Raw genomic sequence first — 26,159 nt, 5'->3', positions numbered from 1 at the left:
GTAAAGGCATGCTGAAACAACGCATCGAGATGCGCGATCACAGTGCCGAGGGCAATCTGTTCTTCCGGCGCACTCTGGTAGCCTACATCGGCATCGTCGTGCTGATGCTGGTGCTGCTGGGCAATCTCTATTACCTGCAGGTAGAGTCCTACGACACCTACCAGACCCGCTCCAACTCCAACCGCATCCGGGTGGTGCCGGTGGCGCCGCCGCGCGGCCTCATCTATGACACCAACGGCGTGCTGCTGGCGGAAAACCGCCCCGTCTACAGTCTGGAGATTGTCCCCGAAGAGACGCCGGATCTGGCCAAAACCGCCGATGAGCTAGTCGCCCTGCTGGGTCTGCCGGAGGGAACAAAAGAGAAGTTTCTGGCTGAAGTGAAGCGCCAGCGCCGCTTCAAGCCGGTCGCCCTCTACGAGAAGCTGACCGAGTATCAGGTGGCGCTCTTTTCGGTCAACCAGCACAACTACCCGGGTGCCAGCATCGAGGCTTACCTCAAGCGCTACTACCCGTTTGGCGACACCCTCACCCATGCGCTGGGCTACGTGGCCAAGATCAACACCCGCGACGTGGAGCGCCTCGACAAGGAAGACAAGCTCGCCAACTACGCCGCCACCAAGGATATCGGCAAGCAGGGGGTGGAGAAGTATTACGAGGATGAGCTGCACGGCGTGGCGGGCTATCAGGAGGTCGAGGTCAACAACCGCGGCCGGATTGTCCGCACCCTCAAGTTCCAGCCCCCGGTTCCCGGCAAGGATATCTACCTCAACATCGATGTGCGGCTGCAGCTCAAGGCCCAGCAATTGCTGGCCGGCCAGCGCGGTGCCATCGTGATGATGGATCCCAAGACCGGCGCCATTCTGGCCATGGAGTCGAGCCCGAGCTACGACCCCAACCTGTTCGTGACCGGCATCTCGGGCCCCAACTACTCGGCGCTGCTCAACGATCCGGCGCGGCCGCTGGTCAACCGCACCACCCAGGGCATCTATGCCCCCGCCTCCACCGTCAAACCCATGATGTCCATCATGGGTCTCAACGAAGGGGCCATCACCCCCGGCTATCGCTACTTCGGCGGCCCCAGCTTCTCCATTCCCGGTACCACCAAGAAGTTCCGCGACTGGCGCCGCTGGGGTCATGGCTGGCTCGATGTCTATCGCGCCATCGAGGTATCGGCCGACACCTACTTCTACGATCTCGCCTACCGGGTCGGCATCGACAAGATCCACAGCTACATGACCAAATTCGGCTTCGGTCAGTACACCGGTGTCGACCTCTATGAGGAGAGCAAGGGGGTGATGCCGTCGCGGGACTGGAAGATGGCTCGCTGGCGCCAGCCCTGGTATCAGGGTGACACCATCTCCATCGGTATCGGTCAGGGGTACTGGAGCGCCACCCCGCTGCAGCTGGCCAAGGCGATCAGCATCCTGACCCAGAACGGTCACGACGTCACCCCGCACCTGCTCAAGAGCACCGCCTCGCAGGCGGGCGTGGTCGATGCCCCGGTCAACCCCAACATCGCCCTCAAGCTCAAGAACGACAGCTTCTGGAAAGTGGCGCAAGAGGGGATGTGGCGCGTCAACCATGGCAGCGAAGGCAGTGGTCGCCTGTCGTTTGCCAAGGCCCCCTACTCCTCGGGTGGCAAGTCGGGCACCGCTCAGGTGGTCGGTCTGAAAGAGAACCAGGTCTACAACATCAAAACCGTCAAGGCGGAGCATCGCGACAATGCGCTATTCGTCGCTTACGCCCCCTTTGAAGCCCCCAAGGCGGTCGTTGCGCTGGTGCTGGAGAACTCCATTGGTGGTGGTGGTGGCCGTGCAGCATCCCCCATCGCACGCCAGATGATGGATGCCTTCCTGCTGCCACCCGAACCCCAACTGCCACCGGCACCGGAAAAGCCGTCCAAACCGAGTGAGGTTGCTACCAATGAGTAATTCAGCCCGCCAGCAGAGTATCTGGTACAAGCTGCACATCGACCTGCCCCTGCTGTTGGGGTTGCTGGCCGTCATCGCCCTCTCGATGGTGGTGCTCTACTCCGCCTCCGGCCAGGATATGGACTCCATCGTGCGCCAGCTGGTGCGCGGCGGACTCGCCTTCGCCCTGATGATCGGTATGGCCCAGCTGCCGCCCTCCCTTTATGCCCGCTGGTCGGTGCCGCTGTTTGTCGGGGTAGTGCTGCTGCTCATCGCGGTGGACGTGTTCGGCCATATCGGCAAGGGTGCCCAGCGCTGGCTCGACTTGGGCTTTATGAAGTTCCAGCCCTCCGAGGTGATGAAGCTCTCCATGCCCATCATGGTCGCAGCCTGGCTCAGCCGTCACTCGCTCCCCCCCAAACTCAGCCACGTGGTGATAGCCCTCATCATGGTGCTGCTGCCGACCCTGTTGATTGCCGCCCAGCCCGACCTTGGCACCTCCATTCTGGTAGCGGCCTCCGGCTTCTTCGTCATCTTTCTGGCGGGGCTCAGCTGGTGGCTGATCGGACTGGCGGTGCTGCTGATCGCGGCCTTTATGCCGGTGCTCTGGTTCTTCCTGATGCACGACTATCAGCGCCAGCGGGTCATGATGTTGATCGATCCGGAGAAAGATCCGCTCGGCCGCGGCTATCACATCATCCAGTCCAAGATTGCCATCGGCTCCGGCGGTGTCTTTGGCAAGGGGTGGCTGCAGGGAACCCAGTCCCAGCTCGAGTTTCTGCCCGAACGCCACACCGACTTTATCTTCGCGGTATTCAGCGAGGAGTTCGGTCTGGTGGGGGTAGCGCTGCTGCTGGTGCTCTATCTCTACGTCATCAGCCGCTGCCTGTTTATCTCGATGCAGGCCCAGAACAGCTTTGAACGGCTGCTGGGTGGCGCCATCACCCTCACCTTCTTCGTCTATGTGTTCGTCAACATGGGCATGGTTAGCGGCATCCTGCCGGTGGTAGGGGTGCCCCTGCCGCTGGTGAGCTATGGCGGCACCTCCATGGTGACCCTGATGGCCGGATTCGGTATCCTGATGTCCATCCAGACTCATAGAAGACTGCTTGCCTGATGAGACGGGTTGGATTCTCCCTTGCCCTGTTTGCCTCAATGGCAACCGCCGCTGTGGCACCGGACAGGCTTGCCCTGCTCGCCGAACAGCAGCAAGTGCCGCTGGCCGAGTTGCAGGCGGCTGTGGCCAGCGCCCGACTAAGGCAGGAGGTGCTCGACACCATCAGCCGGCCATGGGAGGCCAAGCCCTGGCACCGCTACCGGCCGCTGTTCGTCACCCCGGATCGCATCCGGGATGGCCTGCAGTTCTGGCAGCAGCATGCCGCCACGCTGGCGCGAGCCGAGCAGACCTATCGGGTACCGGCCTCGCTTATCGTGGCCATCATCGGCATCGAGACCTTCTACGGTCGCCAGATGGGCCGTCATCCGGTGCTGGACAGCCTCTACACCCTGGGGTTTCACTACCCCGAGCGCAGCGATTTCTTTGCCAAGGAGTTTGCCCAGCTGGTGTTGCTGGCCAAAGAGGAGGGGTGGCAACTCGATACCCTCAAGGGCTCCTATGCCGGGGCCATGGGGATGGGGCAGTTCATGCCCTCCAGCTATCGCCACTACGCCGTCGATTTTGACGGCGATGGCAAACGGGATCTCTTCGCCAATCCGGCCGATGCCATCGGCAGCGTGGCCAACTACTTCGCCAGCCACCAGTGGCGCTGGGGTGAAGCGGTGGTCGAGCCGGCCCAGATCGGGCTGATGGCGGTTGATCCCCTGCTCAGGCGAGAGCCCGAGCTGACACAACAGTGGTCAGAACTGGCGGCGGCAGGGATTGAGCTCGCCACGCCGCTGGCCCCGCAGACGCCGGTCAAGTTACTGGCATTTGATCAAGCCGATGGACCGGAATACTGGGTCGCACGGCATAACTTTTATGTGATCACCCGCTACAATCGCAGCCCGCTCTACGCGATGGCGGTGTATCAACTTAGCCAAGCCATTCAGGAAGCGTATGCATCTTCGTCACAAACTCCTCCCGCTCAGCCTGAGCTTGTTGCTGGCCGCCTGCAGTAGCAGCCAGCCGGAACAGTCCGCCCCGGTCGATCTGCCGCCCGCCAGCAAACCGCCCGTTATCGAGATCCCGCAAGCCACCGGCGCCATTCCGCGTCCCGAACCCCTGAGCACCAGCGGCAACCGGGACTACTGGCGCGGTCAGGAGAAATTCGAGGTGTGGCGCGATATCAAGCACTACAGCGAAGAGGGCACAGCCAGCTGGCTCTCCCCCTCCCTCGATGGCCAGAAGACCGCCAATGGCGACGTGCAGGACAGCAAGCTGTTCAGCGCCGCCCACCGCAACCTGCCGCTGCCAAGCTACGTGCGGGTCACCAATCTGGACAACGGGCTGGAGACCATAGTGCGAGTCAACGATCGCGGCCCGTTTGACAGCAGTCGTCTCATCGACCTCTCCCCCGCCGCCGCCAAACAACTCGAAATGATCGAGGGGGGCGAGGCGCGGGTGCGGCTCGAACTCATCAACGACACCCCGGATCAGATGGTGATCATGGAGCCGATGAAGCCCATCGAGATGACGCCGACCGCCCCGGCTGCCGCCGCTGCACCTCAGGCGATGTCACAGGATGGCTTCATCGGTCAACCGACCGAGCTCGCCATGGCTGCGCCGGCCGCAGAAGCGGCGCCCGTCAAGGCACCCGCAGCCCAACCAGCCAAAGCGGCACCGGCCAAGGCGGCAGCCCCTGCCAGCAGCGGTGACGGCAAGATGATCCAGGTACTGGCCAGCGGCTCCCAGCAGCGGGCCGAGGCGATGGGCAAGGTGATGACCCAGCGTTATGGCCTCCCCTACCGGATCGATAGCCATGGCGCCATTTTCCGGGTGCTGATTGGCCCTGTTGCGGCCGACCAGCAAGCCGCAACATTGGAAAAAGTGCGTCAGGGTGGCCTCGAACAGGCCTTTATCGTTCCCTGATCATTACCCTTTTGCTGCGGGTGTGACTAACCGCTTACTTACCGCCATCACGTCGTTTTATGGCGTGCTGGCGTTAAGTGATGGATAAAAAACCAGTTCTGATCGCCATGTCGGGCTATAACCTGCGGGCGCATCTGGTATAGTTAGGCCCGCATTTTATCCCCATCTGGATCGCAGGAATTTCAAGATGTCCAAATTTGCCCGTTCAGTTCTTCTGGCCTCACTGATCAGCGCCACCGCTCAGGCCAATACCCCGATGCCGGCTCCTACTCCGAACAGCAACCCGGTTGTTGTTCCCGCCGCACCCGAGATCTCCGCCAAGGCCCATATTCTGATCGACTACTACTCCGGTCAGGTGCTGGCCGAGCAGAACGCCGAAGAGCGCCTGCCGCCCGCCAGTCTGACCAAGATGATGACCTCCTACATCATCGGCCAGGAGCTGCTGAAGGGGAACATCAAGCGCACCGACATGGTGACCATCAGCCAGAACGCCTGGTCCAAGAACTACTCCGACTCCTCCAAGATGTTTATCGAGGTGGGCAAGCAGGTCTCCGTCGATGACCTGAACAAGGGCATCATCATCCAGTCCGGCAACGACGCCTGCGTCGCCATGGCCGAATTCCTGGCCGGCAGCACCGACTCCTTTGCCAGCCTGATGAACAGCTGGGCCGCCAAGCTCGGCATGAAAGACAGCCACTTCATGAACCCGCACGGTCTGGATGCGGAAGGTCACTACAGTACCGCTCACGACATGGCCCGTCTGGGTCAGGCGCTGATCCGCGACCTGCCGGAGGAGTACAAGATCTACTCCCAGAAGTCTTTCGTCTTCAACGGCATCACCCAGCACAACCGCAACCGTCTGCTGTGGGATCAGTCCCTGCAAGTTGACGGCATCAAGACCGGCCACGTCAGCCAGGTCGGCTACAACCTGGTCTCCTCCGCCACCAACAACGAAGGCATGCGCCTGATCGCCGTGGTGCTGGGTGCCAACAGCGAAGCCTCCCGCGCCGCCGAGAGCAAGAAGCTGCTCACCTACGGCTTCCGTTTCTTCCAGAGCCTGACCCCCTACAAGGCGGGCACCGTACTGGTCACCCAGAAGATCTGGATGGGTGACAAGCCGGAAGTGAAACTGGGCGTCGACAAGGATATCTCCGTGCTGGTCACCCGCGGTCAGGGCAACAACCTCAAAGCAGACTTCCAGCTTGAGAGCGAACTGAAAGCGCCGCTGGCCAAGGGTCAGCGCGTCGGTACCGTGTTCCTGAAACAGGGTGACAAGGAGATCAAGCAGGTTCCGCTGGTTGCCCTGGAAGATGTGCAAGAGGGTGGCCTGATGAGCCGTCTGTGGGACTACCTGGTGATGCTGGTCTCCAGCTGGTTCAAGTAATCGGGACGCACAATCCTCACCATACAGCGGCGCCAACAGGCGCCGCTGCTGTTTCTGGTGGCTCTAGCCAGTGAATAACCCTGTAAACTGCAGGTTCCGCCCCATGCCGATTTGTGGTAAAAAGCACCACCCCCACTCATGTCTGACGATCCGGGCCTTGATCCCGGCACGGGCCATGCCCATATAGACTTGAGATGGCGGCCCTCGCGGGCCATCGGCCAAGCGCCAAACAAGAGTGCGTCATCCCGTGACGACGCCATGAAGACACCCAAAGGTGAGTAAATGAATACCAAGTTTGACGAACTGCTGGAGTTTCCCTGCAAATTCCCGTTCAAGGTACTCGGCATTGCCGACCCGGCGCTGCCGGACATGGTGGTTGAAGTGCTGCAGCAGCACGCCCCCGGCACCTACAGCCCGACCGTCCAGCCCAGCTCCAAGGGCAACTACCACTCGGTTCGCGTGACCGTGACTGCCCAGAGCAAGGAGCACATCGAAGCGATGTACACCGCCCTTGGCAAGATCGAGCTGGTGAAGTACGTACTGTAATGTCTCTCTCGCCCCGTTCTGCGGGGCGACTGTTTTTGGCCATTGAGCCGCCGTGAGGAAGCCATGTCATCCGGGATCCCCGCCCAGAACACGCTTATCGTCAGACATCTGGGTCGCCGCCCCTACCAGCCGGTATGGGACGCCATGAAAGCCTTCACCGACAACCGCACCGGCGACACCCCGGACGAGTTCTGGGTGGTCGAGCACGACCCCGTCTACACCCAGGGTCAGGCCGGCAAGGCCGAACACCTGCTCAACCCCGGCAATATCCCGGTGGTGCAGAGCGATCGCGGCGGTCAGGTGACCTATCACGGCCCGGGCCAGCTGGTGCTCTACGTTCTGGTGGATGTACGCCGCTGCAAGTTTTCGGTGCGCGAGCTGGTGACTGCGCTGGAGACGGCCATCATCAACACCCTGGCCAAAAGCGATATCACCGCCTACGCCAAGGCTGATGCTCCCGGGGTCTATGTGAAAAACGACCTCGGCATGGAGGCCAAATTGGCCTCGCTCGGCCTGCGCATCCGCAAGGGGTGCTCGTTCCACGGGCTGGCCCTCAACATCAACATGGACATGACCCCCTTCCTGCACATCAATCCGTGCGGCTATGCGGGCATGGCCATGACCCAGACCAGCGCCCTGGGCGGCCCGCAAAGCGTGGCCGAGGCGCAATCCATTCTGGTGGCCGAGCTGGCCCGCCTGATTGGCTATCAAACAATAACAAACACCGAGAGTGAATCATGAGCAAACCCGTTCGTATGGAGCCGGGCGTCAAGCTGCGCGATGGCGACAAGATGGCCCTGATCCCGGTGAAATTCATGCCGGATCCCAACGAGGAACTTCTTCGCAAGCCGGACTGGATGCGGATCAAGCTGCCTCCCTCCAGCCAGAAGATCGAGCACATCAAGAGCACCCTGCGCAAGAACAAGCTGCACTCGGTATGTGAAGAGGCCTCCTGCCCCAATCTGGCGGAGTGCTTCAACCATGGCACCGCCACCTTCATGATCATGGGCGCCATCTGCACCCGTCGCTGCCCCTTCTGCGACGTGGCCCACGGCCGTCCACTCCCCCTCGATCCGGAAGAGCCGAAGAAGCTGGCGCTGACCATCAAGGAGATGAACCTCAAGTACGTGGTGATCACCTCGGTGGACCGCGACGATCTGCGCGACGGCGGTGCCCAGCACTTCGCCGACTGCATCCGCGAGATCCGCGAGCACAGCCCGCAGACCCGCATCGAGATCCTGACCCCGGACTTCCGCGGCCGGATGGAGCAGGCCCTTGAGGTGTTCCGCGAGACCCCGCCGGATGTGTTCAACCACAACCTGGAAACCGCCCCGCGCATGTATCGCGTTGCCCGCCCGGGTGCCGACTACAAGTGGTCGCTGGAGCTGCTGCGTCGCATCAAGGAGATGCACCCCCACGTACCGACCAAGTCCGGTCTGATGATGGGCCTTGGCGAGACCAACGAAGAGATCGTCGAGGTGCTTAAAGATCTGCGCGCCCACGGCGTCAACATGCTGACTCTGGGCCAGTATCTGCAGCCAAGCCGCCACCACCTGCCGGTGAAGCGCTACGTGCCGCCCGCAGAGTTCGACGAGCTGAAAGATGTCGCCATGGAGCTGGGCTTTACCCACGCTGCCTGCGGCCCCTTCGTGCGCTCCTCCTACCACGCGGATCTGCAAGCCAAGGGCGAAGAGGTTAAATAACCTCGCAGCAAAGAGGGGTCAAACACCCCCTCCTTGCGCCAGCAGCAACAAAAAGAGCGCCCCGAGGCGCTCTTTTTTATGGCTCAGCTCTTTTTATGGCTCATCTCTGGACGGGCTGATGCTGCTATCAGGCTGCCGACGCCCCCCGCAAGCATCTGTTTAACTGGTATGACGGCAGATCGGGCACTGCTTTCTGGCCATCATGGCTGGCAAGCCGGGTGCACTGACAAGGCAAGATTGTCTCGCCAGTGCAACAGACAGAAAATTCCAACCGATTTATTTGCAACAATCTGAGCCATGAAGCCGTCTGCTACACGAGCAGGCGAGGCGCGATACCACCCCCGATATAGACGACCAAGAGAGGCGTAGCGCCCCCCTTGTCACTCCTGATGGTCACTCCTCCTCGAAGCGCCCCTGCTGATGCCAGCGCTGCAACTGGGCCAGCACCCGGGTTTCCCGCGCCGTCCACTGGGGGCATGGCCCCGCCAGCTGGGTCTTGTTGGTCTGCAGCGCCTCGTCGATCGCAAACCAGCCCGGCACAAAGCCAAGCCGGATCTCGTAGGGCTGCGGCTGCGGCGCTACCAGCTGCTCGCCAATCCGGCACAGATAGTAGAGCGAGCGGATGCAGTAGGCATCGAACCCCAGCTCGCGGGCGGCACGATACTCGCGGGTCTCGCCAAGCAGGGCGCCAACGTCCAGCAGCTCGGCGCCGCACTCCTCCAGCAGCTCGCGGGCCAGCGCCACATGGTGGCTCTCCCCCGCCTCGATGCCGCCACCGGGGAACATCAGATCGCCGTTGACCCGCGAGTGAACCAGCAGCAGCTCGTCGCCGCGCAGCACCACGGCGCGCACCGTGAGGCGCTCCAGAGTGCGGCCATCGGTGGTTATCTCGCCATGCACAAACGAGAGGTCGAAGGGCTCGGGCCAGACACTGGCCCCGGATGGGTTGCTCATTATCTCCTCAGGGTCGGTAGCTGCCGCCTTGCAGTTGCCGGACGATCTCGGCCGCCTGGGCATCGAGGGCATCCTGACGGGGTTTGCTCAGGCTGTAGTAGAGGCCAAAACGCTTGGCGGAGACCTCGGGGTTGTTCGGGAAGGCTTCGCTCACCTTGCCCCACAGATAGGCCTGCTCATACTGCTTCTGGCCCATGTAGAGGGTGCTGAGGGAGGTGAGCAGACGGCTGTTGACCTGTTCCCCCTCGCGATAGAGGGAGAGGCCGTGGTGCAGGATGGCAATGGCCTTGTCCGGCTCGCTCTTGGCATAGATACCGGCCAGCACCAGCTGCAGGTCGGGCTCTTCCAGCCCCTTGCTCCCCTCCTGCGCCAGAAACTGCTGGCGAGCCCGCTCGTTACTGTTGTTGGTCCAGTGCCAGAGCAGCAGGTAGGGATCCTGCGAGTTGCGGGTCGCCGCATCGAGCCGGGCCAGCTGATCGCCGGCGGCCAGCATTCCCTCCACCCGCGGGCTCTTCTGCTCGCGGGCCCGCTTGTACTCGATGTTGGTGGAGTGCTCGGCGCACTTGATGTAACGCTCCAGACTGCGCATCAGCTCGTAGCTGCGGCGATCGCCCTGCTCCTCTTGCAGATAGAAGCGGCTGCGGATGACATCGGTGCGCTCGTAGCGGCACCAGCCGTCGTCCACCAGATCCTGACAGAGCTCGGGGTGATTGCCGCAGATGGTGTGGAGCCGATCGTTATCGCAACCGGCGACGGCAAGGCCGGCCGAGAGGATAAAGAGAGGTTGTCGCAGGGCTGTGGGGATCATGGCTCACATCTGGTTGATAACAGTGACTGGCAACAACTGGAGTCTTATGTGGCCACCTTCGGCTAGCAAACCGGTTACATATCCATTACAATGCGCGCGCCGTATAAGGCCGCGATTGCAGAATACTATAACGAAATCGACACCCCTACACTGATCTGCATTCGACGAATTTTCTATTTGCACCAACAACGTGAAATAAAGGATCTGGTCAATGACCCACGAGCACTATCTGCAAACGTGGCAGGAGAGCCAGGAGCTCGCCGAAGCCATGCAGCCCTTGATTGGTCGCCTCTACCGACAACAAGGGGTCGAGATCACCCTCTACGGCCGCCCGCTGCAAAACGCCTCCACCATCGATATCCTCAAGGCCCACCGGGTCGTTCGCCGCCACCAGGGCGCTCCACTCCCCATCCAGCAAAGCTTCCCCCTGCTCCAGGCCATCGTTGCCCTCAAACCCACCGCCGCCGAGGTAGACCTTGGCAAGCTGGCGGTCGGTTACTGGCAGGATCATCAGGATGAGGCGGGGATCGAGGACTATCTGCAAGCGCGACTGGCACCGGCCCTTGGCCGCAGCCAGATGCCGCAGCCGACCGACGTGGTGCTCTACGGCTTTGGCCGCATCGGCCGCCTGCTGGCCCGCCTGCTCATCGAGCGCACCGGCGCCGCCAATCCGCTGCGCCTGCGCGCCATCGTGGTGCGTGGCGGTCGCGACGGAGATCTGGAGAAACGCGCCAGCCTGCTGCGCCGCGACTCGGTGCACGGCCCCTTCAACGGCTCCATCGAGGTGGATCTGGAGCGCAGCGCCATTATCGCCAACGGCACCTTCATTCAGGTGATCTACGCCAACAGCCCGGCCGACATCGACTACACCGCCTACGGCATTCACGATGCGCTGATCGTCGACAACACCGGGGTCTGGCGCGATGAGGCGGGTCTCTCCGAGCACCTGAAAGCGCGCGGTGCCGGCAAGGTGCTGCTGACCGCTCCCGGCAAGGGGGAGATGAAGAACGTGGTGTTCGGGGTCAACCATGAGGTGATAGGCCCGGATGACAGGATCATCTCCGCCGCCTCCTGCACCACCAACGCCATCACCCCGGTGCTCAAGGTGATGCAGGAGCGGTACGGCATCCGCCACGGCCACGTGGAGACGGTCCACTCCTACACCAACGATCAGAACCTCATCGACAACTATCACAAAGGCGAGCGCCGCGGTCGCAGCGCCGCCCTCAACATGGTGATGACCAGCACCGGCGCCGCCAAGGCGGTGGCCAAGGCGCTGCCGGAACTCAAGGGCAAGCTGACCGGCAACGCCATCCGGGTGCCGACCCCCAACGTCTCGCTGGCCATCATCAATCTGTCGCTGGAGCAGGCCACCGATCGGGAGAGCCTCAACGCCTATCTGCAGCAGATGGCGCTAAGCTCGGCCCTGCATCGCCAGATCGACTTCAGCGCCAGCACCGAGCTGGTCTCCTCCGACATGGTGGGTTCCCGTTATGCGGGCATCGTCGACTCCCAGGCGACCATCGCCGAGGGGGATCACTGCGTGCTCTACGTATGGTATGACAACGAGTTCGGGTACAGTTGTCAGGTAGTGCGGGTGATGGAGCAGATGGCTGGCGTAGTCCGCCAGGATCTACCTGCATAGCCCGCCAGGATCTGCCGGGCTGACCCCGGAGTTTATGGCTCAATAGTTCAAGGAGAAGGCCGGATGTCGTTTCAACAGGGTGAGTTTTTGCAAGCAATCAGGCAGATGCCCGCAGAGGTGTACGAGCGGCTCAAGACCGCAGTCGAGCTGGGCAAGTGGCCCGATGGCAAGCCCCTGACCGACGAGCAGAAAGCCACATCGCTGCAAGCCGTGATGGCCTGGCAGGCGATGCACCTCGACAACCCGGAGCACATGAACATCGGCCGCGACGGCGAGATCGTGATGAAGAGCAAGAGCGAGCTCAAGCGTCAGTATCGCGACGAGGAAGAGATAGTGCGGGTCGACCTCAACCACTGAGCCTGACCCGGCAGGCCGCTCGCGGCGGCCACAGCAAAGAGGGGAGCCATAATGGCTCCCCTCTTTTTCCACTCTCCCCATGGTGGGGAGGTCAGAAGCTGTTCACGACCTGTAGCGAGAAGACGTCAGCAAGGTGAAGAGCAGCGCAGGAACCGGAGCGTATAGATATACGTGAGGATTCCGAGCAGCACATGAGCCTTGATCACGGCTTTGCAGTAAGGTCGCGGACAGTTTCTCAGGGTGTCAGCTCCCCACGCAGCGACTGCTGCATCAACTCGCGAATCCGGTGGGATGGCAAGTCCTGACTCAGCAGGAAGTGGAGCTTGGTGAGCGCCGCTTCGGCGGTCATGTCAAAGCCCGAGATCACCCCGGCCCGCGACAGGGCGTTGCCGGTGGCATAACCCCCCATATTGACCTTGCCGTGCAGGCACTGGCTCAGGTTGACGATGATAACGCCGCGGGCTGATGCCTCGGAGAGCAGCGCCAGCATGGCCGGGTTCTGCGGCGCATTGCCGACCCCGAACGAGAGAAGGATCAGCGCCTTCACCGGCTGTTGCAGGATGTTGGCGATCACCTCGCTGGAGATACCCGGATAGAGGGTCACCACGCCGATGGGCTGGGGGGTGATGTCGTGCAGCACCAGCGGCCGCTCGGAGGGTACGCCCAGCTCGCCCGCTTCCAGCGAAATGGCGATCCCGGCATTGAGCAGCGGCGGATAGTTGGGCGAATCGAAAGCGTGGAAGCCATCGGCGTGCACCTTCTTGCTGCGGTTGCCGCGATAGAGCTGATTGTTGAAGAACAGCGTCACCTCGTGGATCGGGTAGTTGGCCGCGATATAGAGGGCGTTGAGCAAGTTTTGCTGACCGTCGGAGCGCAGCTCGGCGAGCGGGATCTGGGAGCCGGTGATGATGACCGGTTTGTGCAGATCCTCCAGCATGAAGGAGAGCGCCGAGGCGGTGAACGACATGGTGTCGGTGCCGTGCAAAATGACGAAACCGTCGTACTTGTCGTAGTTGTCGCGAATATCCTCGGCGATGCGCTGCCAATCCGCCGGGGTCATGTCGGAGGAGTCGATGAGAGGGGCATATTCGTGGATATGGTAATCCGGCATCTCGGGACGATGGAACTCGGGCATCCGCGCCAGACAGTCTTCCATAAAGCCCGCCATCGGTACATAACCGTGGTCGGAACGCTGCATCCCTATGGTGCCGCCTGTGTAGGCGATGTAGATGGACTTCTTCACACCCTCTCCTCTCTGTGGGCCGAAAACCCGCGAATGATAAACCATGCGGGGCGAACCAACTGCTCGGATCCCGTCCGTTTCCGCCGCGGGCTGGAAACCGGCGAATTATAGAGACTGACGCCTCAAATGACAGCCGTTCTCTGCGCCTTTTCGGCGTTTAGTTGCCATACCTCAATGGTGTTAAATTTCACAATAAGACACTAAAACGAGCATTAATACGACAAAGATGGAATTAAACGATGCTTTTTGCTACAATCCGCCGGATTTTACTAAAATCTCATCTGGATGCCTGAGCATTTCAGGCCCGCACAAGCCCCATATTTGCTGGGGCGGGGAGATGTTTCCCCTTCTTTGCTGGCACATAAGCCACACTGTTTTTATCCCGGCTGAATCTGTGAGTCTTCACCCCGAAGGCACAGCCAATCAACATGGGAGTACTGAATGTTACAACTTGATTCCTACGCAACCCTGGTCGCTGCCACCCTGGTACTGCTGCTTGGCCGCATGCTGGTCACCCGTGTCGGACTGCTGCGCACCTTCAACATCCCTAAACCGGTCGCAGGTGGTCTGGTCGTTGCCCTGATCCTGCTGCTGCTGCGCTCCACCATGCAGCTGGAGCTGCAATTCGATACCAGCCTGCAAACCCCGCTGATGCTGGCATTTTTCGCCTCCATCGGTCTCTCTGCCGATCTCGCCAGCCTGAAACGCGGCGGCAAGGCGGTGGTCACCTTCCTGATGGTGGTCACCGGCCTGCTGCTGGTGCAGAACAGTCTGGGGGTCACGCTGGCCACCATGCTGGGCCTTGATCCCCACATGGGGCTGCTGGCCGGCTCCATCACCCTCTCCGGCGGTCACGGTACCGGCGCGGCCTGGAGTGCCACCTTCTCCGAGAAGTACGGGGTGCAGTCCGCCGCCGAGCTGGCCATCGCCTGCGCTACCTTTGGTCTGGTGCTGGGTGGTCTGATCGGTGGCCCGGTAGCCCGCTATCTGGTCAAAAAAGTGGAAGTGCCCGGTGAGGAGCACAACCGCGACGACGCGCCGCAAGGCTTCGAGATGCCCGATATGGAGCGCCCGCTGACCACCTTCAGCCTGATCGAGACGCTGGCCCTCATCGCCATCAGCCTGAAAGGGGGCGAGCTGCTTTCCGCCTACCTCAAGGGGAGTGCGCTGGAGCTGCCCATCTTCGTCTGCGTGCTGTTTGTCGGCGTACTGCTGCGCAACCTGCTCACTCTCTTCAACTGGCATGAAGTAAGCGATCGCGAAGTATCGCTGCTGGGCAACGTCAGCCTGTCATTGTTCCTGGCGATGGCACTGATGAGCCTGAAACTGTGGGATCTGGCCAGTCTGGCGCTGCCCATCTTCATCCTGCTGGCCGCCCAGACCGTGGCGATGGCGCTCTACGCCATCTTCGTCACCTTCCGGGTCATGGGCAAAAATTACGATGCAGCCGTGCTGGCGGCGGGTCACTGCGGCTTTGGTCTGGGTGCCACCCCGACCGCGATTGCCAACATGCAGGCCATCACCCAGCGATTCGGCCCCTCCCACCTGGCGTTTCTGGTGGTGCCCATGGTGGGCGCCTTCTTTATCGACATCATCAACGCCATGGTGATCAAGCTGTTTATGGCGATGCCATTCCTCTAATACCCCTTCCTGTCAGACGTATAAGAACAGAGCCCACCTTTGGTGGGCTCTGCCATTTCTGCATGCGGGCGACCTCGGCTCGTCACTCTTTCTGCACCTCATTCGTTCGGCCATTCCTGCGAGATAGATAAATAAAAAGCCCCGAACTCGGCAGAGTGCGGGGCTTTCTCGGGCGGCCGTGCTGCCGCGCTTCAGAACTTACAGGATAAAGGTCGAGACCTGCTTGTTGAGGTCGGTCGCCCGCCCCTTGAGGCTCTCGGCCTGATCCAGATCGCGCATCGCAGCGGCGGTGATCTCGTCACTCACATCCTTGATGGCGGTGGTGTTCTGGGTGATCTCGCCGGTGACCTGAGTCTGCTCCTCGGCGGCAGTGGCGATCTGGCCAGCCATGTCGGAGATGAGCGATACGGCCTGGGTGATCTCCTCCAGCGCTGCTGCGGCGGCATCGGCATCCTGCACGCTGTTGTCCGCCAGCCCCTGACTGGTCTGCATCAGGCTTACCGCGCGGGCAGTAGTCTGCTGCAGGGTCTCGATGGTGGCGTGGATCTCCTGGGTGGAGTCCTGGGTACGCTTGGAGAGCACCCGCACCTCATCGGCCACCACGGCAAAGCCGCGGCCCTGCTCACCGGCACGAGCCGCTTCGATGGCGGCGTTCAGTGCCAGCAGGTTGGTCTGCTCGGCAATGCCCTGAATGGTGGAAAGAATGCCGGAGATGGCCTGTGCATGACGGCTCAGCTCGCCGATAACCTCGGTGGCCTGCCCCACCTCTTGCGCCAGATTGTTGATGGAGGCGCGAGTCTTGTGCACCAGCTTCTTGCCCTGTTCGCTGCTCATGGTCGATTGCTGGGCAGCGGCGGCGGTGTTTTCGGCGTTGCCGGCGATCTCCATGGTGGCGCTTGCCATCTCGGTGACCGCAGTGGCGACCATGGTCACCTCCTGCTGCTGACGCTGCAGCTCGTCCACGGCGGCCTGGTTGGTCACCAGACTGCGCTCGGCATCGGCGTTCAGCTCGTTGGCCAGCTGGCGGATATTGGCGATCAGCTGGTGCTGGCTGCCGACGAAGCGGTTGAAGCTGTTGGCCAGCTGGCCCACTTCATCGTTGGCGTCGATCTTGATGCGCTGGGTCAGGTCACCGTTACCGTCAGCGATGCGAGCCAGTGCCTGGGATACCTTGCTGAGCGGGCCAAGCAGCATGCTGACCAGCCAGGAGATGGCGAGGATGCTGCCCACCAGCACCAGCAACGCCAGACCGAGCTGGGTCATCAGCAGGGAGGAGAGCGGCGCCTCAAGGGTATCCTTGTCCAGCACCAGTACCAGCTCCCAGTCGGTATCGGGAATGTCGGTCGCCCACAGCAGCTTGTCACGCGCTTCGCTCTCGAAGTAGGCGGGTACCAGCCCCTGACTCGCCTTGCTCTGATCGATCAGGGCATTGGTCAGATCGTTGTCGATCTCGGTGGCCGGCTTCATCGCCTTGGCGGCATCCTTGTAGGCGATGACGGTACCATCCTTGTGCATCATGATGGCAAAGCCGTCAGCCGGCAGTTTCATCTTGGTGACGTCTTCCACCAGCGAGGCGATGGAGAGGTCGCCCCCCACTACGCCGCCAGAAACCGGCTGGGCCAGGGTCACCACCATGATGTTGTAGGCCACATCCAGATAGGGTTTGGTCACGATGAGCCCCCCCTTGGCCATGGCTTCCTGATACCAGCCACGGGAACGCGGGTCATAGCCACTGCGGTTGATGGAGGGGTCGGAGTCGTTCATTTTGCCGCTGCTCTCGCCAAAATAGGTGAGCTGGAAGCGGCCGGAAACCTGTGCCTGTTGCAGGGCGTTGAGGGGCTCGGCTCCCGCCTTGCTGCCCAGCGCCTGAATGACGTCGCGACGGGCTGCGAGCCAGTCGCTGACGCTGGTGGCCTGCTGGCTGCCAAGACGCTGAACCTGCTCCTGGCTGCCCTGCAGCAACAGGTTTTTCTGGCTGCTATAGCTCTGCCAAGAGAGCATCAGGATCACCAACGAAAGGGCAATCACCACCGACAACAGTATCTTCTGTTTGAGTGATAGGTTTTTCATCATCTGTTCTTCTTATTTGAGGTTAGGAAGCAGTTATGTCGTATGTACACCGAACGCTAGTAGTCATTAGCGACCCCCTGCTCCAAAACTGAACAGGAAAATGGATCGACGGGCGATATTTTCTCCCGATGCGCGGAAAACTGCATCAGAAATTGCTCACCTGGCGCGCGTAAACTCAGGCAACCCTGTTTATTCCTTCCACAATTGGCTAGAATGACCCGTTTTCAAATCACATCGATCCTGAGAGTTTTCACGATGTTCGAAGTTAATCCCGTTTTAAATAAACTTAAGGAGCTGTCTGAGCGGACCGAGCTTCTTAGGGGGTACCTTTGACTATGACGCCAAGAAAGAGCGTCTGGAAGAGGTCAATGCCGAGCTGGAACAGCCGGATGTATGGAATGAACCCGAGCGCGCACAGGCGCTGGGCAAAGAGCGCGTAGCGCTGGAAAATGTAGTCGGCACCATCGACACCCTGACTCAGGGCGTGGATGACGTCGAGATGCTGGTCAGCCTGGCCGTGGAAGGGGAAGACGAAGAGACCTTCAACGAAGCCATCGCCGAATCCGAGCAACTGGAAGCCAAGCTGGTGGATCTCGAGTTCCGCCGCATGTTCTCCGGCCAGCACGACGGCTCCGACTGCTATATCGATATTCAATCCGGCTCCGGTGGTACCGAAGCGCAGGATTGGGCCAACATGGTGCTGCGCATGTATCTGCGCTGGGGCGATGCCCACGGTTACAAGCCCGAGCTGATTGAATGCTCCGAGGGCGACGTGGCCGGCATCAAGTCCGCCACCATCAAGTTCACCGGCGAATATGCCTTCGGCTGGCTGCGTACTGAAACCGGCGTGCACCGTCTGGTACGCAAGTCCCCGTTCGACTCGGGCGGTCGCCGCCACACCTCTTTCTGTTCTGTGTTCGTCTACCCGGAAATCGACGACGATATCGAAATCGATATCAACCCCGCCGACCTGCGTATCGACGTCTACCGCGCCTCCGGTGCCGGTGGTCAGCACGTTAACCGTACCGAATCCGCGGTGCGTATTACCCACGTTCCGACCGGTGTCGTGGTACAGTGCCAGAACGACCGATCCCAGCACAAAAACAAAGACCAGTGTATGAAGCAGCTGAAAGCCAAGCTCTACGAGCTGGAAATTCAGAAGCAGAATGCCGAAAAACAAGCCCTGGAAGAGACCAAGTCCGATATCGGATGGGGCAGCCAGATCCGTTCCTATGTGCTGGATGACTCCCGTATCAAGGATCTGCGCACCGGCGTCGAAACCCGTAATACCCAATCGGTGCTCGACGGTGACTTGGACAAGTTTATCGAAGCCAGCCTGAAATCAGGTCTGTAAACAAGCAGGAATCACCATGTCTGAACAAACCATCACTCCGGAAGTCGATCAAACACTCGAACTCAACAACGAGATGACTGAGCGTCGTTCCAAGCTGGCCGCCCTGCGCGCCCAGGGCAATCCTTTCCCCAACGACTTCCGTCGTGACAGCCTCTCCGGCGATCTGCAGGCAGAGTTTGGCGACAAGAGCGCCGAGGAGCTGACGAGCCTGGGTAAACGGGTGAAGATTGCCGGTCGCATCATGACCCGCCGGATCATGGGCAAGGCTTCTTTCGCCACCCTGCAGGACATGGCCGGCAAGATCCAGGTCTACGTCACTCGCGACGACCTGCCGGAAGGTTTCTACAACGAGCAGTTCAAGAAGTGGGATCTGGGCGACATCGTGGGTGTCGAAGGTACTCTGTTCAAGACCCAGACCGGTGAACTCTCCATCCATGTCTCCGACATCCGTCTGCTGACCAAGGCACTGCGTCCGCTGCCCGAGAAGCACAAGGGTCTGACCGACCAGGAAGCTCGCTGCCGCCAGCGTTACCTGGACCTGATCGCCAACGAAGAGTCCCGCAAGACCTTCGTAACCCGTACCAAAGTGGTTGCCGGTATCCGCAAGTTCCTGAACGACAAGCGTTTCATGGAAGTGGAAACCCCGATGATGCAAGTCATCCCGGGTGGCGCTTCTGCCCGTCCGTTCATCACCCACCACAATGCGCTGGATATCGACATGTACCTGCGTATCGCTCCGGAACTCTATCTGAAGCGTCTGGTGGTTGGTGGTTTCGAGCGTGTCTACGAGATCAACCGCAACTTCCGTAACGAAGGTATCTCCGTTCGCCATAACCCCGAGTTCACCATGCTCGAGTTCTATATGGCCTACGCCGACTACATCGATCTGATGGACCTGACCGAAGAGATGCTGCGCACTCTGGCACAGGACATTCTGGGCGACACCAAGATCCGTTACGCCAAAGAGGGCGAAGAGGGTCTGACCATCGATTTCGGTCAGCCGTTCCAGCGCCTCTCCATGGTTGACTCCATCCTGAAGTACAACCCGGATGTCACCCGTGACGATCTGGCCACTCTGGAGAAGGCGACTGCCGTCGCCAAGCGCCTGAAGATCGAGCTGATGAAGAGCTGGGAACTGGGCCACGTGATCACCGCGATCTTCGAAGAGACCGTTGAACACATGCTGCTGCAACCGACCTTCATCACCGAGTACCCGGCTGCTGTTTCTCCGCTGGCCCGTCGCAACGACGTGAACCCGGATGTCACCGACCGTTTCGAATTCTTCATCGGTGGCCGCGAGCTGGCTAACGGCTTCTCCGAGCTGAACGATGCAGAAGATCAGGCCGAGCGCTTCCAGGCTCAGGTTGACCAGAAAGCCGCAGGCGATGACGAAGCCATGTTCTACGATGCCGACTTCGTGACCGCGCTGGAGCACGGTCTGCCGCCGACTGCCGGTCAGGGTATCGGTATCGACCGTCTGGTAATGCTGTTCACCAACAGCCACACCATCCGCGACGTCATCCTGTTCCCGGCTCTGCGTCCGCAGAAGTAAGGTTCATGCCCACCGGGATCCATCCCGAGCGCGATAGCTTGAAAACGCCCCGCAACTGCGGGGCGTTTTTTATGGTGGGCACAAACCGGTGACGAACCTTCCATACGCCGCCAGCTTGCCACTTATGAGGCCTGAGGCTGTAACCACTCCCCCTGCCACAGGGTAATGGCCTGACCGGCCATCAGCACCCGATTCTCCTGCTGTTCTAGCCGCAGCTCGCCACCCCGAGCCGAAATCTGGCGGGCCCGCAGCTGCTGTTTGCCAAGACGCTCGGCCCAGAAGGGCACCAAGGCACAGTGGTTGGAACCGGTCACAGGATCCTCCTCCACCCCGACCCAGGGAGCGAAATAGCGGGAGACGAAGTCATAGTTCGGGTCACTTGAGGGCGCAGTCACCATCAGACCGCGACCAGTCAGCGCACGCAGGGCGTGAAAATCCGGGGTGAGCGCTCGGACTTCTTCCTCGCTGGCCAGCTCCAGCAAAAACTTGGCACCAGCCGCCAGAGTTTGCAGTGGCTGGCAACCAACGGCCACTGCATAAGCCGGCTCCAGCGTCAGTGGGGAAAGGGAGATACGCGGAAAATCGAGCCAGATCCATTCCTCTTCGCGGCGGGCCAGCAGTTCGCCGCTGCGGGTTTCGAAGCAGATTGCCTCATCCTCGGCTACCTCTCCCGCCTGCCATAGCACGTGAGCCGCAGCCAGAGTGCCATGACCACAGAGATCCACCTCCACCTTGGGGGTGAACCAGCGCAACTGATAGCGAGCCCGGCCAAGAGGCACCAGAAAGGCGGTCTCCGACAAGTTGAACTCGGCCGCCATAGCCAACAGGTGGGCATCTGGCTGATTCGGCCCCAGCACCACCACCGCCGGATTGCCACCAAAGGGGTGGTGACTGAAGGCATTGACATGAAACAATCTGATAGTCGACATTCACGCTTCCTGTATTTTTCAAACGGGCTCATTTATCGCTCTTTATACCATGGGGCTCCTGTCGACCTGAGTCACTTCCCGCTCAAGCCAATGCGCTCTTTAATGCAGTAATAGAATAAAAAAGACATTTTTATTCTTTGTTGTTAGCTATCCCACCCCTTACCCTGACCAAAAATCAGACCATGGAAGACGTGTGTGATGCAATTGAAGGACTCCCTGATCAACCTGACTCCCCTCTCCGACGAGCAGCAACGCCAGCTAAGCCAGGTGCTCGCCACCCTCAATACCCAGCAGCTTGCCTGGGTGAGCGGTTATCTCTACGGGCTCTCCCAGAGCGGCTTGCAGCCTGCCGTGACCGGCGCGGCTGTGTCTGCGCCCAGTGGCAGCCTGACCATTATCTACGGCTCCCAGACCGGCAACGCCAAAGGTGTCGCCGGCGCCATCAAGGCGCAGGCCGAGGCCCGTGGCCTACCCGTTTCCCTCGCGTCGATGGCAGACTACAAACCCAAGCAGCTCAAGAAAGAGAGCCACCTGCTGGTGATAGTGAGCACTTACGGGGAGGGTGAACCGCCGGAGAGCGCCGTCGACCTCCACGACCAGCTGAAGAAAGGCAAGATAGGCAAACTCGAGGGCCTCAAGTTCGCCGTGCTGGGGCTGGGTGACAGCTCCTACGAATTTTTCTGCCAGACCGGCAAAGATTTTGACGACTTCCTCGCCAAAGCGGGGGCCGAGCGCATTCACGAACTCGCCAGCCTCGATGTGGATTATCAGGATGCAGCCAAGGCGTGGGGCGAGCAGGCACTCAACGCCATTGCCGCGACCCTCTCTACCGGAGCGGCCAGCAGCAGCGTGGCCAGCGCGGTGCAGCAGGCGGTTGGTCACAGCCAGCACAGCAAGGAGAACCCCTTTCCTGCCCGCCTGTCGGTCAATCAGAAGATCACCGGCCGCGATTCCACCAAGGATATCCGCCACATCGAGATCAACCTTGAAGAGTCTGGCCTCAGCTACCAACCGGGGGATGCCCTCGGCGTCTGGTTCGACAACGATGCCAAGCTGGTTAGTGAAGTGCAGGCCCTAACCGGCCTCTCCGGTGATGAAGCCACGGCCCACGGCACCTTGCGTGCAGCCCTGACCGGTCACTTCGAACTGACCCGGTTGCACAGTGGCTTTATCACAGGCCTTGCCGAAATCGCAGGCAATGCAGCGCTGAAAGATCTGGCCGGCGACAAGGCCCAGGTCAATGCGCTGGTCGCTTCAGCCCAGATTGTGGATGTACTGAAGCGCTTCCCAACCGAGCTCACTGCCGAGCAGCTGCTTGGCCTGCTGCGCCCGCTCACCCCGCGCCTCTACTCCATCGCATCAAGCCAGCGCGAAGTGGAAGAGGAGGTGCACCTGACCGTCGGGGTGGTGCGCTATCCGCAAGAGGACGGCACGGTGCGCAGTGGTGGCGCCTCTTCGTTTCTCGCTGATCGCCTTGAAGAGGGCGCCGAGGTACGGGTGTTTGTCGAGCACAACGACAACTTCCGCCTGCCCGCCAATCCCGACACCCCCGTCATCATGGTGGGCCCGGGCACCGGCATCGCCCCGTTCCGCGCCTTTATGCAGGAGCGGGAAGCCATCGGGGCTTCGGGCAAGAACTGGCTGTTCTTCGGCAACCCCCACTTTACCCAGGATTTCCTCTATCAGGTGGAGTGGCAACGTTATGTGAAATCAGGCTTGCTGTCGAAGATCTCGCTGGCCTTCAGCCGGGATCAGGCCCACAAGATTTATGTGCAGGACCGCCTGCGCGAAGCGGGCCAGGAGCTCTATCAGTGGCTGGAAGCAGGCGCTCACTTCTATGTGTGTGGTGACGCCAACAAGATGGCCAAGGATGTGCAGGAGGGCCTTCTGGATGTGATTGCCGAACATGGCCATAAGAGCCGTGAGGAAGCAGAAGAGTATTTGAGCGAATTGCGTCGTGCCAAACGTTATCAAAGGGATGTCTATTGATGAGCAAACAACCTCTTTCTCACCCAAAAGCGGGACCGGTCGAAGGACCGCTGGCCGACAACGAACGTCTGAAACGCGAAAGCAACTTTCTGCGCGGCACCATAGAGCAGGATCTGCAGGATCCGCTCACCGGCGGCTTCAATGGCGACAACTTCCAGCTGATCCGCTTCCACGGCATGTACCAGCAGGATGACCGCGATATCCGCCCGGAGCGCTCGGCGCAAAAGCTGGAGCCGCTGCACAACGTCATGCTGCGTGCCCGTCTGCCCGGCGGCATCATTACTCCGGCTCAGTGGCAGGTGATCGACAAGTTCGCCGAAGAGAACACCCTCTACGGCAGCATCCGTCTCACCACCCGGCAGACCTTCCAGTTTCACGGGGTATTGAAGCGCGACATCAAGCTGATGCTCCAGACTCTCAACAGCACCGGCATCGATTCCATCGCCACTGCGGGCGACGTGAACCGCAACGTGCTCTGCACCAGCAACCCGGTGGAGTCCGAGCTGCATCAGGAAGCCTACGAGTGGGCCAAGAAGATCTCCGAGCATCTGCTGCCCAAGACCCGCGCCTACGTGGAGATCTGGCTGGACGGTGAAAAACTGGGGCAGGATGAGGAGCCGATCCTGGGTTCCAACTACCTGCCGCGCAAATTCAAGACCACTGTGGTGATCCCGCCTCACAACGACGTGGATATCCACGCCAACGATCTCAACTTCGTGGCCATTAGCGATCACGGCAAGCTGGTGGGCTTCAACGTGCTGGTCGGCGGTGGCCTCGCCATGACCCACGGCGACACCAGCACCTATCCACGCAAGGCCAGCGACTTTGGCTTTATTCCGCTCTCCCACGTGCTGGAGGTGGCGGCCGCCGTGGTCAGCACCCAGCGCGACTGGGGCAACCGGGTCAATCGCAAGAACGCCAAGACCAAGTACACCCTCGAACGTGTTGGCGTCGAAGCGTTCAAGGCCGAGGTGGAGAGCCGTGCCGGCATCCAGTTTGGCGAAGTGCGTCCCTATGAGTTCACCAGCCGTGGCGACCGTTTCGGTTGGGTTGAGGGGATCGACGGCAAGCATCACCTCACTCTGTTTATCGAGAATGGCCGCCTGCTGGACTTCCCGGGCAAACCGCTCAAAACCGGCATGCTGGAGATCGCCAAGGTACATCAGGGAGATTTTCGCCTGACCGCCAACCAGAACCTGATCATCGCAGGCGTCCCGGCTGCCGAGAAGACCCGTATAGAAGAGCTGGCACGCCAGTACGGCCTGCTGGATGACGGTGTCAGCGAGCAGCGCAAGCAGTCGATGGCCTGCGTGGCCCTGCCTACCTGCCCGCTGGCGATGGCCGAGGCGGAGCGCATGCTGCCCGCCTTCGTCACCGAATTTGAAGGGCTGCTGTCCAAACACGAGCTGGCGAACGATGCCATCGTCTTCCGGGTTACCGGCTGCCCCAACGGCTGCGGCCGCGCCATGCTGGCCGAAGTAGGTCTGGTGGGCAAGGCGCCCGGCCGCTACAACCTCCATCTGGGCGGCAACCTCGAAGGGACGCGCATCCCGCGCATGTACCGGGAGAACATCACAGAGCCGCAGATCCTGGCCGAACTGGACGCCCTGATCGGCCGCTGGGCCAGCGAGCGCGAACCTGGCGAAGGGTTTGGCGACTTCGTCATCCGCGCTGGTATCGTCGCACCTGTGGTCAACTCGGCCATCGACTTCTACGCCGCCTGAGGGGGATATCATGACTCTCGATCTCGACCACCTGCTGACCCTGACCCGGGACGAACAGGTTGAGGCACTGGCTCCCCATAACCGGGAGCTGGAGCAGATGAGTGCCGCCGAGCGGGTACGCTGGGCGCTGGCCAACCTGCCGGGTGGCCATATCCTGTCGTCAAGCTTTGGTATTCAGGCGGCACTGATGCTGCATCTAGTGAGCCGCGAGCAACCGGATATTCCGGTGGTGCTGACCGATACCGGCTATCTCTTCCCCGAGACTTACCGCTTTATCGACGAGCTGACCGAGCGTCTTGGGCTCAACCTGCAAACCTACCGGGCGGCGCTAACCCCCGCCTGGCAGGAGGCGCGTTATGGCAAGCTGTGGGAACAGGGAGTGGAGGGGATCACCCGCTACAACCAGCTCAACAAGGTCGAACCCATGGAGCGCGCCCTGCAGGAGCTGGGAGCCCGCACCTGGTTCTCGGGGCTGCGCCGCGAGCAATCGGGCAGCCGTCAGGGATTGCCGGTACTGGCCATCCAGCGCGGCCGCTTCAAGTTCCTGCCGGTGATCGACTGGAGCAACAAGGATGTGCACTACTACCTCAAAGAGTTCGACCTCCCCTACCACCCCTTGTGGGAGCAGGGTTACCTCTCGGTGGGCGACGTACACACCACCACCAGGTGGGAGCCGGGCATGAGCGAGGAGCAGACCCGCTTCTTCGGCCTCAAGCGCGAGTGCGGCCTGCACGAAGAGAGCGCTGAAAATGGCGGGTCGGGTATCTGACCCCATAACAACAAGGGCACCCGAAGGTGCCCTTGTTGTTTGTGCCATAAGACGTTACTTGCGCAGCCAGGTTTCGAAACGATAGGGGTGCGGGTTCTTCTCATCGGCCTGGTGAACTTCACGCTCGACACACAACCACTGCTCATCCGCAAAGGCAGGGAAACGGGTATCCCCTTCCACCTCTAGCTCAATGCGAGTCAGATAGAGGCAATCGGCCTTGGGCAACAGCTCGGCATAGAGGTGCCCGCCCCCGATCACCATCACTTCCGCCACCTCGTTGTCGGCCAGCAGCGCCAGCGCCGCTTCGACGGAACCCACCACCTCGATACCATCGGCCTGATATTCGGGATTGCGGCTGATCACCAGATTACGGCGACCGGGCAGCGGACGACCGATGGATTCGAAGGTCTTGCGCCCCATCAATACCGGCTTGCCAAGGGTGACCCGCTTGAAGTGGGCCAGATCGGCCGGCATGTGCCAGGGCATCTGGTTGTCCTTGCCGATCACCCGATCGTGGGCCATGGCGGCAATCATGGAAATCTTCATTGGGCTT

General features: G+C 60.9%; 22 protein-coding genes. 16 read left to right on the top strand and 6 right to left on the bottom strand.

Features of this window, described 5'->3' with window-relative positions; all coding sequences use genetic code 11:
- The first annotated feature begins 8 nt into the window (after window positions 1-8).
- The 8 genes from mrdA to lipA all read left to right on the top strand — a co-directional run bounded on the left by mrdA (window position 9) and on the right by lipA (window position 8,571).
- Complete coding sequence (gene mrdA, locus AAHA41_RS09705; RefSeq protein WP_041209959.1) at window positions 9-1,931, top strand: penicillin-binding protein 2; 1,923 nt, start codon at window positions 9-11, stop codon at window positions 1,929-1,931.
- Window positions 1,924-3,027, top strand: coding sequence for a rod shape-determining protein RodA (gene rodA / locus AAHA41_RS09700; RefSeq protein ID WP_041209958.1), 1,104 nt, complete (start codon window positions 1,924-1,926; stop codon window positions 3,025-3,027). The genes mrdA and rodA overlap by 8 nt, the downstream gene beginning before the upstream one ends.
- Complete coding sequence (mltB, locus tag AAHA41_RS09695; protein ID WP_323070282.1) at window positions 3,027-4,028, top strand: lytic murein transglycosylase B; 1,002 nt, start codon at window positions 3,027-3,029, stop codon at window positions 4,026-4,028. The genes rodA and mltB overlap by 1 nt, the downstream gene beginning before the upstream one ends.
- Window positions 3,967-4,938, top strand: a complete 972-nt coding sequence (locus tag AAHA41_RS09690) for a septal ring lytic transglycosylase RlpA family protein (protein ID WP_323070283.1) — start codon at window positions 3,967-3,969, stop codon at window positions 4,936-4,938. Before mltB ends, AAHA41_RS09690 begins: the two co-directional genes overlap by 62 nt.
- A 187-nt stretch (window positions 4,939-5,125) precedes the next feature.
- The gene (locus AAHA41_RS09685; RefSeq protein WP_033112718.1) at window positions 5,126-6,322 is read left to right on the top strand and encodes a D-alanyl-D-alanine carboxypeptidase family protein; all 1,197 of its coding nucleotides are present in this window, start codon (window positions 5,126-5,128) and stop codon (window positions 6,320-6,322) included.
- A gap of 282 nt (window positions 6,323-6,604) precedes the next feature.
- On the top strand, window positions 6,605-6,868 hold the full coding sequence (gene ybeD, locus AAHA41_RS09680; RefSeq protein ID WP_005348100.1) for a DUF493 family protein YbeD: 264 nt from the start codon (window positions 6,605-6,607) through the stop codon (window positions 6,866-6,868).
- A gap of 63 nt (window positions 6,869-6,931) precedes the next feature.
- Window positions 6,932-7,609: a lipoyl(octanoyl) transferase LipB gene (lipB, locus tag AAHA41_RS09675; RefSeq protein WP_323070284.1), complete on the top strand. Its 678-nt coding sequence runs from the start codon at window positions 6,932-6,934 to the stop codon at window positions 7,607-7,609.
- Window positions 7,606-8,571, top strand: a complete 966-nt coding sequence (gene lipA, locus AAHA41_RS09670; protein WP_041209955.1) for a lipoyl synthase — start codon at window positions 7,606-7,608, stop codon at window positions 8,569-8,571. Before lipB ends, lipA begins: the two co-directional genes overlap by 4 nt.
- Before the next feature lie 393 nt (window positions 8,572-8,964).
- On the opposite strand, the gene AAHA41_RS09665 is transcribed toward lipA, so the two are convergent.
- Window positions 8,965-9,525: an NUDIX domain-containing protein gene (locus AAHA41_RS09665; RefSeq protein WP_182927999.1), complete on the bottom strand. Its 561-nt coding sequence runs from the start codon at window positions 9,523-9,525 to the stop codon at window positions 8,965-8,967.
- Between the two features lie 7 nt (window positions 9,526-9,532).
- On the bottom strand, window positions 9,533-10,333 hold the full coding sequence (locus AAHA41_RS09660; RefSeq protein ID WP_323070285.1) for a DUF2989 domain-containing protein: 801 nt from the start codon (window positions 10,331-10,333) through the stop codon (window positions 9,533-9,535).
- A 211-nt stretch (window positions 10,334-10,544) separates the two neighbouring features.
- Between AAHA41_RS09660 and AAHA41_RS09655 the strand changes: the two genes are divergently transcribed.
- Together AAHA41_RS09655 and AAHA41_RS09650 are read left to right on the top strand one after the other, a co-directional pair.
- Window positions 10,545-11,978, top strand: a complete 1,434-nt coding sequence (locus AAHA41_RS09655; RefSeq protein ID WP_323070286.1) for a glyceraldehyde-3-phosphate dehydrogenase — start codon at window positions 10,545-10,547, stop codon at window positions 11,976-11,978.
- A gap of 63 nt (window positions 11,979-12,041) precedes the next feature.
- Window positions 12,042-12,335 (top strand): DUF1315 family protein, encoded by a 294-nt coding sequence (locus AAHA41_RS09650; protein WP_011707127.1) that lies wholly within the window; start codon window positions 12,042-12,044, stop codon window positions 12,333-12,335.
- A 235-nt stretch (window positions 12,336-12,570) separates the two neighbouring features.
- Here AAHA41_RS09650 and ansA read toward each other — a convergent pair whose 3' ends face one another.
- Window positions 12,571-13,578 (bottom strand): asparaginase, encoded by a 1,008-nt coding sequence (gene ansA / locus AAHA41_RS09645; protein WP_005354141.1) that lies wholly within the window; start codon window positions 13,576-13,578, stop codon window positions 12,571-12,573.
- 441 nt (window positions 13,579-14,019) lie between these two features.
- Here ansA and gltS point away from each other — a divergent pair, with 441 nt between their 5' ends.
- Window positions 14,020-15,219: a sodium/glutamate symporter gene (gltS, locus tag AAHA41_RS09640; RefSeq protein WP_042029850.1), complete on the top strand. Its 1,200-nt coding sequence runs from the start codon at window positions 14,020-14,022 to the stop codon at window positions 15,217-15,219.
- Window positions 15,220-15,417: 198 nt separating this feature from the next.
- On the opposite strand, the gene AAHA41_RS09635 is transcribed toward gltS, so the two are convergent.
- A complete protein-coding gene (locus AAHA41_RS09635; RefSeq protein WP_323070301.1) occupies window positions 15,418-17,289 on the bottom strand; it encodes a methyl-accepting chemotaxis protein in 1,872 nt (623 codons plus the stop codon).
- A 255-nt stretch (window positions 17,290-17,544) separates the two neighbouring features.
- Between AAHA41_RS09635 and prfB the strand changes: the two genes are divergently transcribed.
- Window positions 17,545-18,643 (top strand): peptide chain release factor 2 gene (gene prfB / locus AAHA41_RS09630; protein WP_104014039.1). Its coding sequence is split into 2 segments (ribosomal slippage): window positions 17,545-17,619 and window positions 17,621-18,643, totalling 1,098 coding nucleotides; the frame shifts between segments, so codons are not numbered across the junction.
- Window positions 18,644-18,659: 16 nt separating this feature from the next.
- Window positions 18,660-20,195 (top strand): lysine--tRNA ligase, encoded by a 1,536-nt coding sequence (gene lysS, locus AAHA41_RS09625; RefSeq protein WP_033112728.1) that lies wholly within the window; start codon window positions 18,660-18,662, stop codon window positions 20,193-20,195.
- 122 nt (window positions 20,196-20,317) lie between these two features.
- Here lysS and AAHA41_RS09620 read toward each other — a convergent pair whose 3' ends face one another.
- The gene (locus tag AAHA41_RS09620) at window positions 20,318-21,124 is read right to left on the bottom strand and encodes a PhzF family phenazine biosynthesis protein (protein ID WP_323070287.1); all 807 of its coding nucleotides are present in this window, start codon (window positions 21,122-21,124) and stop codon (window positions 20,318-20,320) included.
- A gap of 198 nt (window positions 21,125-21,322) precedes the next feature.
- Between AAHA41_RS09620 and AAHA41_RS09615 the strand changes: the two genes are divergently transcribed.
- Genes AAHA41_RS09615 through AAHA41_RS09605 form a run of 3 tightly spaced genes read left to right on the top strand, consistent with a single transcriptional unit; the run spans window position 21,323 to window position 25,606 of the window.
- Entirely contained in the window at window positions 21,323-23,113 is a 1,791-nt protein-coding gene (locus AAHA41_RS09615; RefSeq protein WP_323070302.1) for an assimilatory sulfite reductase (NADPH) flavoprotein subunit, read from the top strand.
- Complete coding sequence (gene cysI, locus AAHA41_RS09610) at window positions 23,113-24,837, top strand: assimilatory sulfite reductase (NADPH) hemoprotein subunit (protein WP_323070288.1); 1,725 nt, start codon at window positions 23,113-23,115, stop codon at window positions 24,835-24,837. Before AAHA41_RS09615 ends, cysI begins: the two co-directional genes overlap by 1 nt.
- 7 nt (window positions 24,838-24,844) lie before the next feature.
- A complete protein-coding gene (locus tag AAHA41_RS09605) occupies window positions 24,845-25,606 on the top strand; it encodes a phosphoadenylyl-sulfate reductase (RefSeq protein ID WP_342697326.1) in 762 nt (253 codons plus the stop codon).
- A gap of 54 nt (window positions 25,607-25,660) precedes the next feature.
- Here the strand turns inward: AAHA41_RS09605 and folA are convergent, their stop codons facing one another.
- Complete coding sequence (gene folA / locus AAHA41_RS09600; RefSeq protein WP_279010308.1) at window positions 25,661-26,152, bottom strand: type 3 dihydrofolate reductase; 492 nt, start codon at window positions 26,150-26,152, stop codon at window positions 25,661-25,663.
- Between the last annotated feature and the right edge of the window lie 7 nt (window positions 26,153-26,159).

It is taken from the genome of Aeromonas sp. SER (genome assembly GCF_038739615.1).
GTDB classification, from domain to species: Bacteria; Pseudomonadota; Gammaproteobacteria; order Enterobacterales; family Aeromonadaceae; genus Aeromonas; species Aeromonas jandaei.
This window is presented reverse-complemented; position numbering and strand designations above follow the sequence as displayed.

Excerpts from the sequence above, each read along its gene's own strand:
- mrdA (WP_041209959.1), top strand. The coding sequence starts at position 9 with ATGCTGAAACAACGCATCGAGATGCGCGATCACAGTGCCGAGGGCAAT.
- rodA (WP_041209958.1), top strand. The coding sequence starts at position 1,924 with ATGAGTAATTCAGCCCGCCAGCAGAGTATCTGGTACAAGCTGCACATC.
- mltB (WP_323070282.1), top strand. The coding sequence starts at position 3,027 with ATGAGACGGGTTGGATTCTCCCTTGCCCTGTTTGCCTCAATGGCAACC.
- AAHA41_RS09690 (WP_323070283.1), top strand. The coding sequence starts at position 3,967 with ATGCATCTTCGTCACAAACTCCTCCCGCTCAGCCTGAGCTTGTTGCTG.
- AAHA41_RS09685 (WP_033112718.1), top strand. The coding sequence starts at position 5,126 with ATGTCCAAATTTGCCCGTTCAGTTCTTCTGGCCTCACTGATCAGCGCC.
- ybeD (WP_005348100.1), top strand. The coding sequence starts at position 6,605 with ATGAATACCAAGTTTGACGAACTGCTGGAGTTTCCCTGCAAATTCCCG.
- lipB (WP_323070284.1), top strand. The coding sequence starts at position 6,932 with ATGTCATCCGGGATCCCCGCCCAGAACACGCTTATCGTCAGACATCTG.
- lipA (WP_041209955.1), top strand. The coding sequence starts at position 7,606 with ATGAGCAAACCCGTTCGTATGGAGCCGGGCGTCAAGCTGCGCGATGGC.
- AAHA41_RS09665 (WP_182927999.1), bottom strand. The coding sequence starts at position 9,525 with ATGAGCAACCCATCCGGGGCCAGTGTCTGGCCCGAGCCCTTCGACCTC.
- AAHA41_RS09660 (WP_323070285.1), bottom strand. The coding sequence starts at position 10,333 with ATGATCCCCACAGCCCTGCGACAACCTCTCTTTATCCTCTCGGCCGGC.
- AAHA41_RS09655 (WP_323070286.1), top strand. The coding sequence starts at position 10,545 with ATGACCCACGAGCACTATCTGCAAACGTGGCAGGAGAGCCAGGAGCTC.
- AAHA41_RS09650 (WP_011707127.1), top strand. The coding sequence starts at position 12,042 with ATGTCGTTTCAACAGGGTGAGTTTTTGCAAGCAATCAGGCAGATGCCC.
- gltS (WP_042029850.1), top strand. The coding sequence starts at position 14,020 with ATGTTACAACTTGATTCCTACGCAACCCTGGTCGCTGCCACCCTGGTA.
- AAHA41_RS09635 (WP_323070301.1), bottom strand. The coding sequence starts at position 17,289 with ATGAAAAACCTATCACTCAAACAGAAGATACTGTTGTCGGTGGTGATT.
- lysS (WP_033112728.1), top strand. The coding sequence starts at position 18,660 with ATGTCTGAACAAACCATCACTCCGGAAGTCGATCAAACACTCGAACTC.
- AAHA41_RS09620 (WP_323070287.1), bottom strand. The coding sequence starts at position 21,124 with ATGTCGACTATCAGATTGTTTCATGTCAATGCCTTCAGTCACCACCCC.
- AAHA41_RS09615 (WP_323070302.1), top strand. The coding sequence starts at position 21,323 with ATGCAATTGAAGGACTCCCTGATCAACCTGACTCCCCTCTCCGACGAG.
- cysI (WP_323070288.1), top strand. The coding sequence starts at position 23,113 with ATGAGCAAACAACCTCTTTCTCACCCAAAAGCGGGACCGGTCGAAGGA.
- folA (WP_279010308.1), bottom strand. The coding sequence starts at position 26,152 with ATGAAGATTTCCATGATTGCCGCCATGGCCCACGATCGGGTGATCGGC.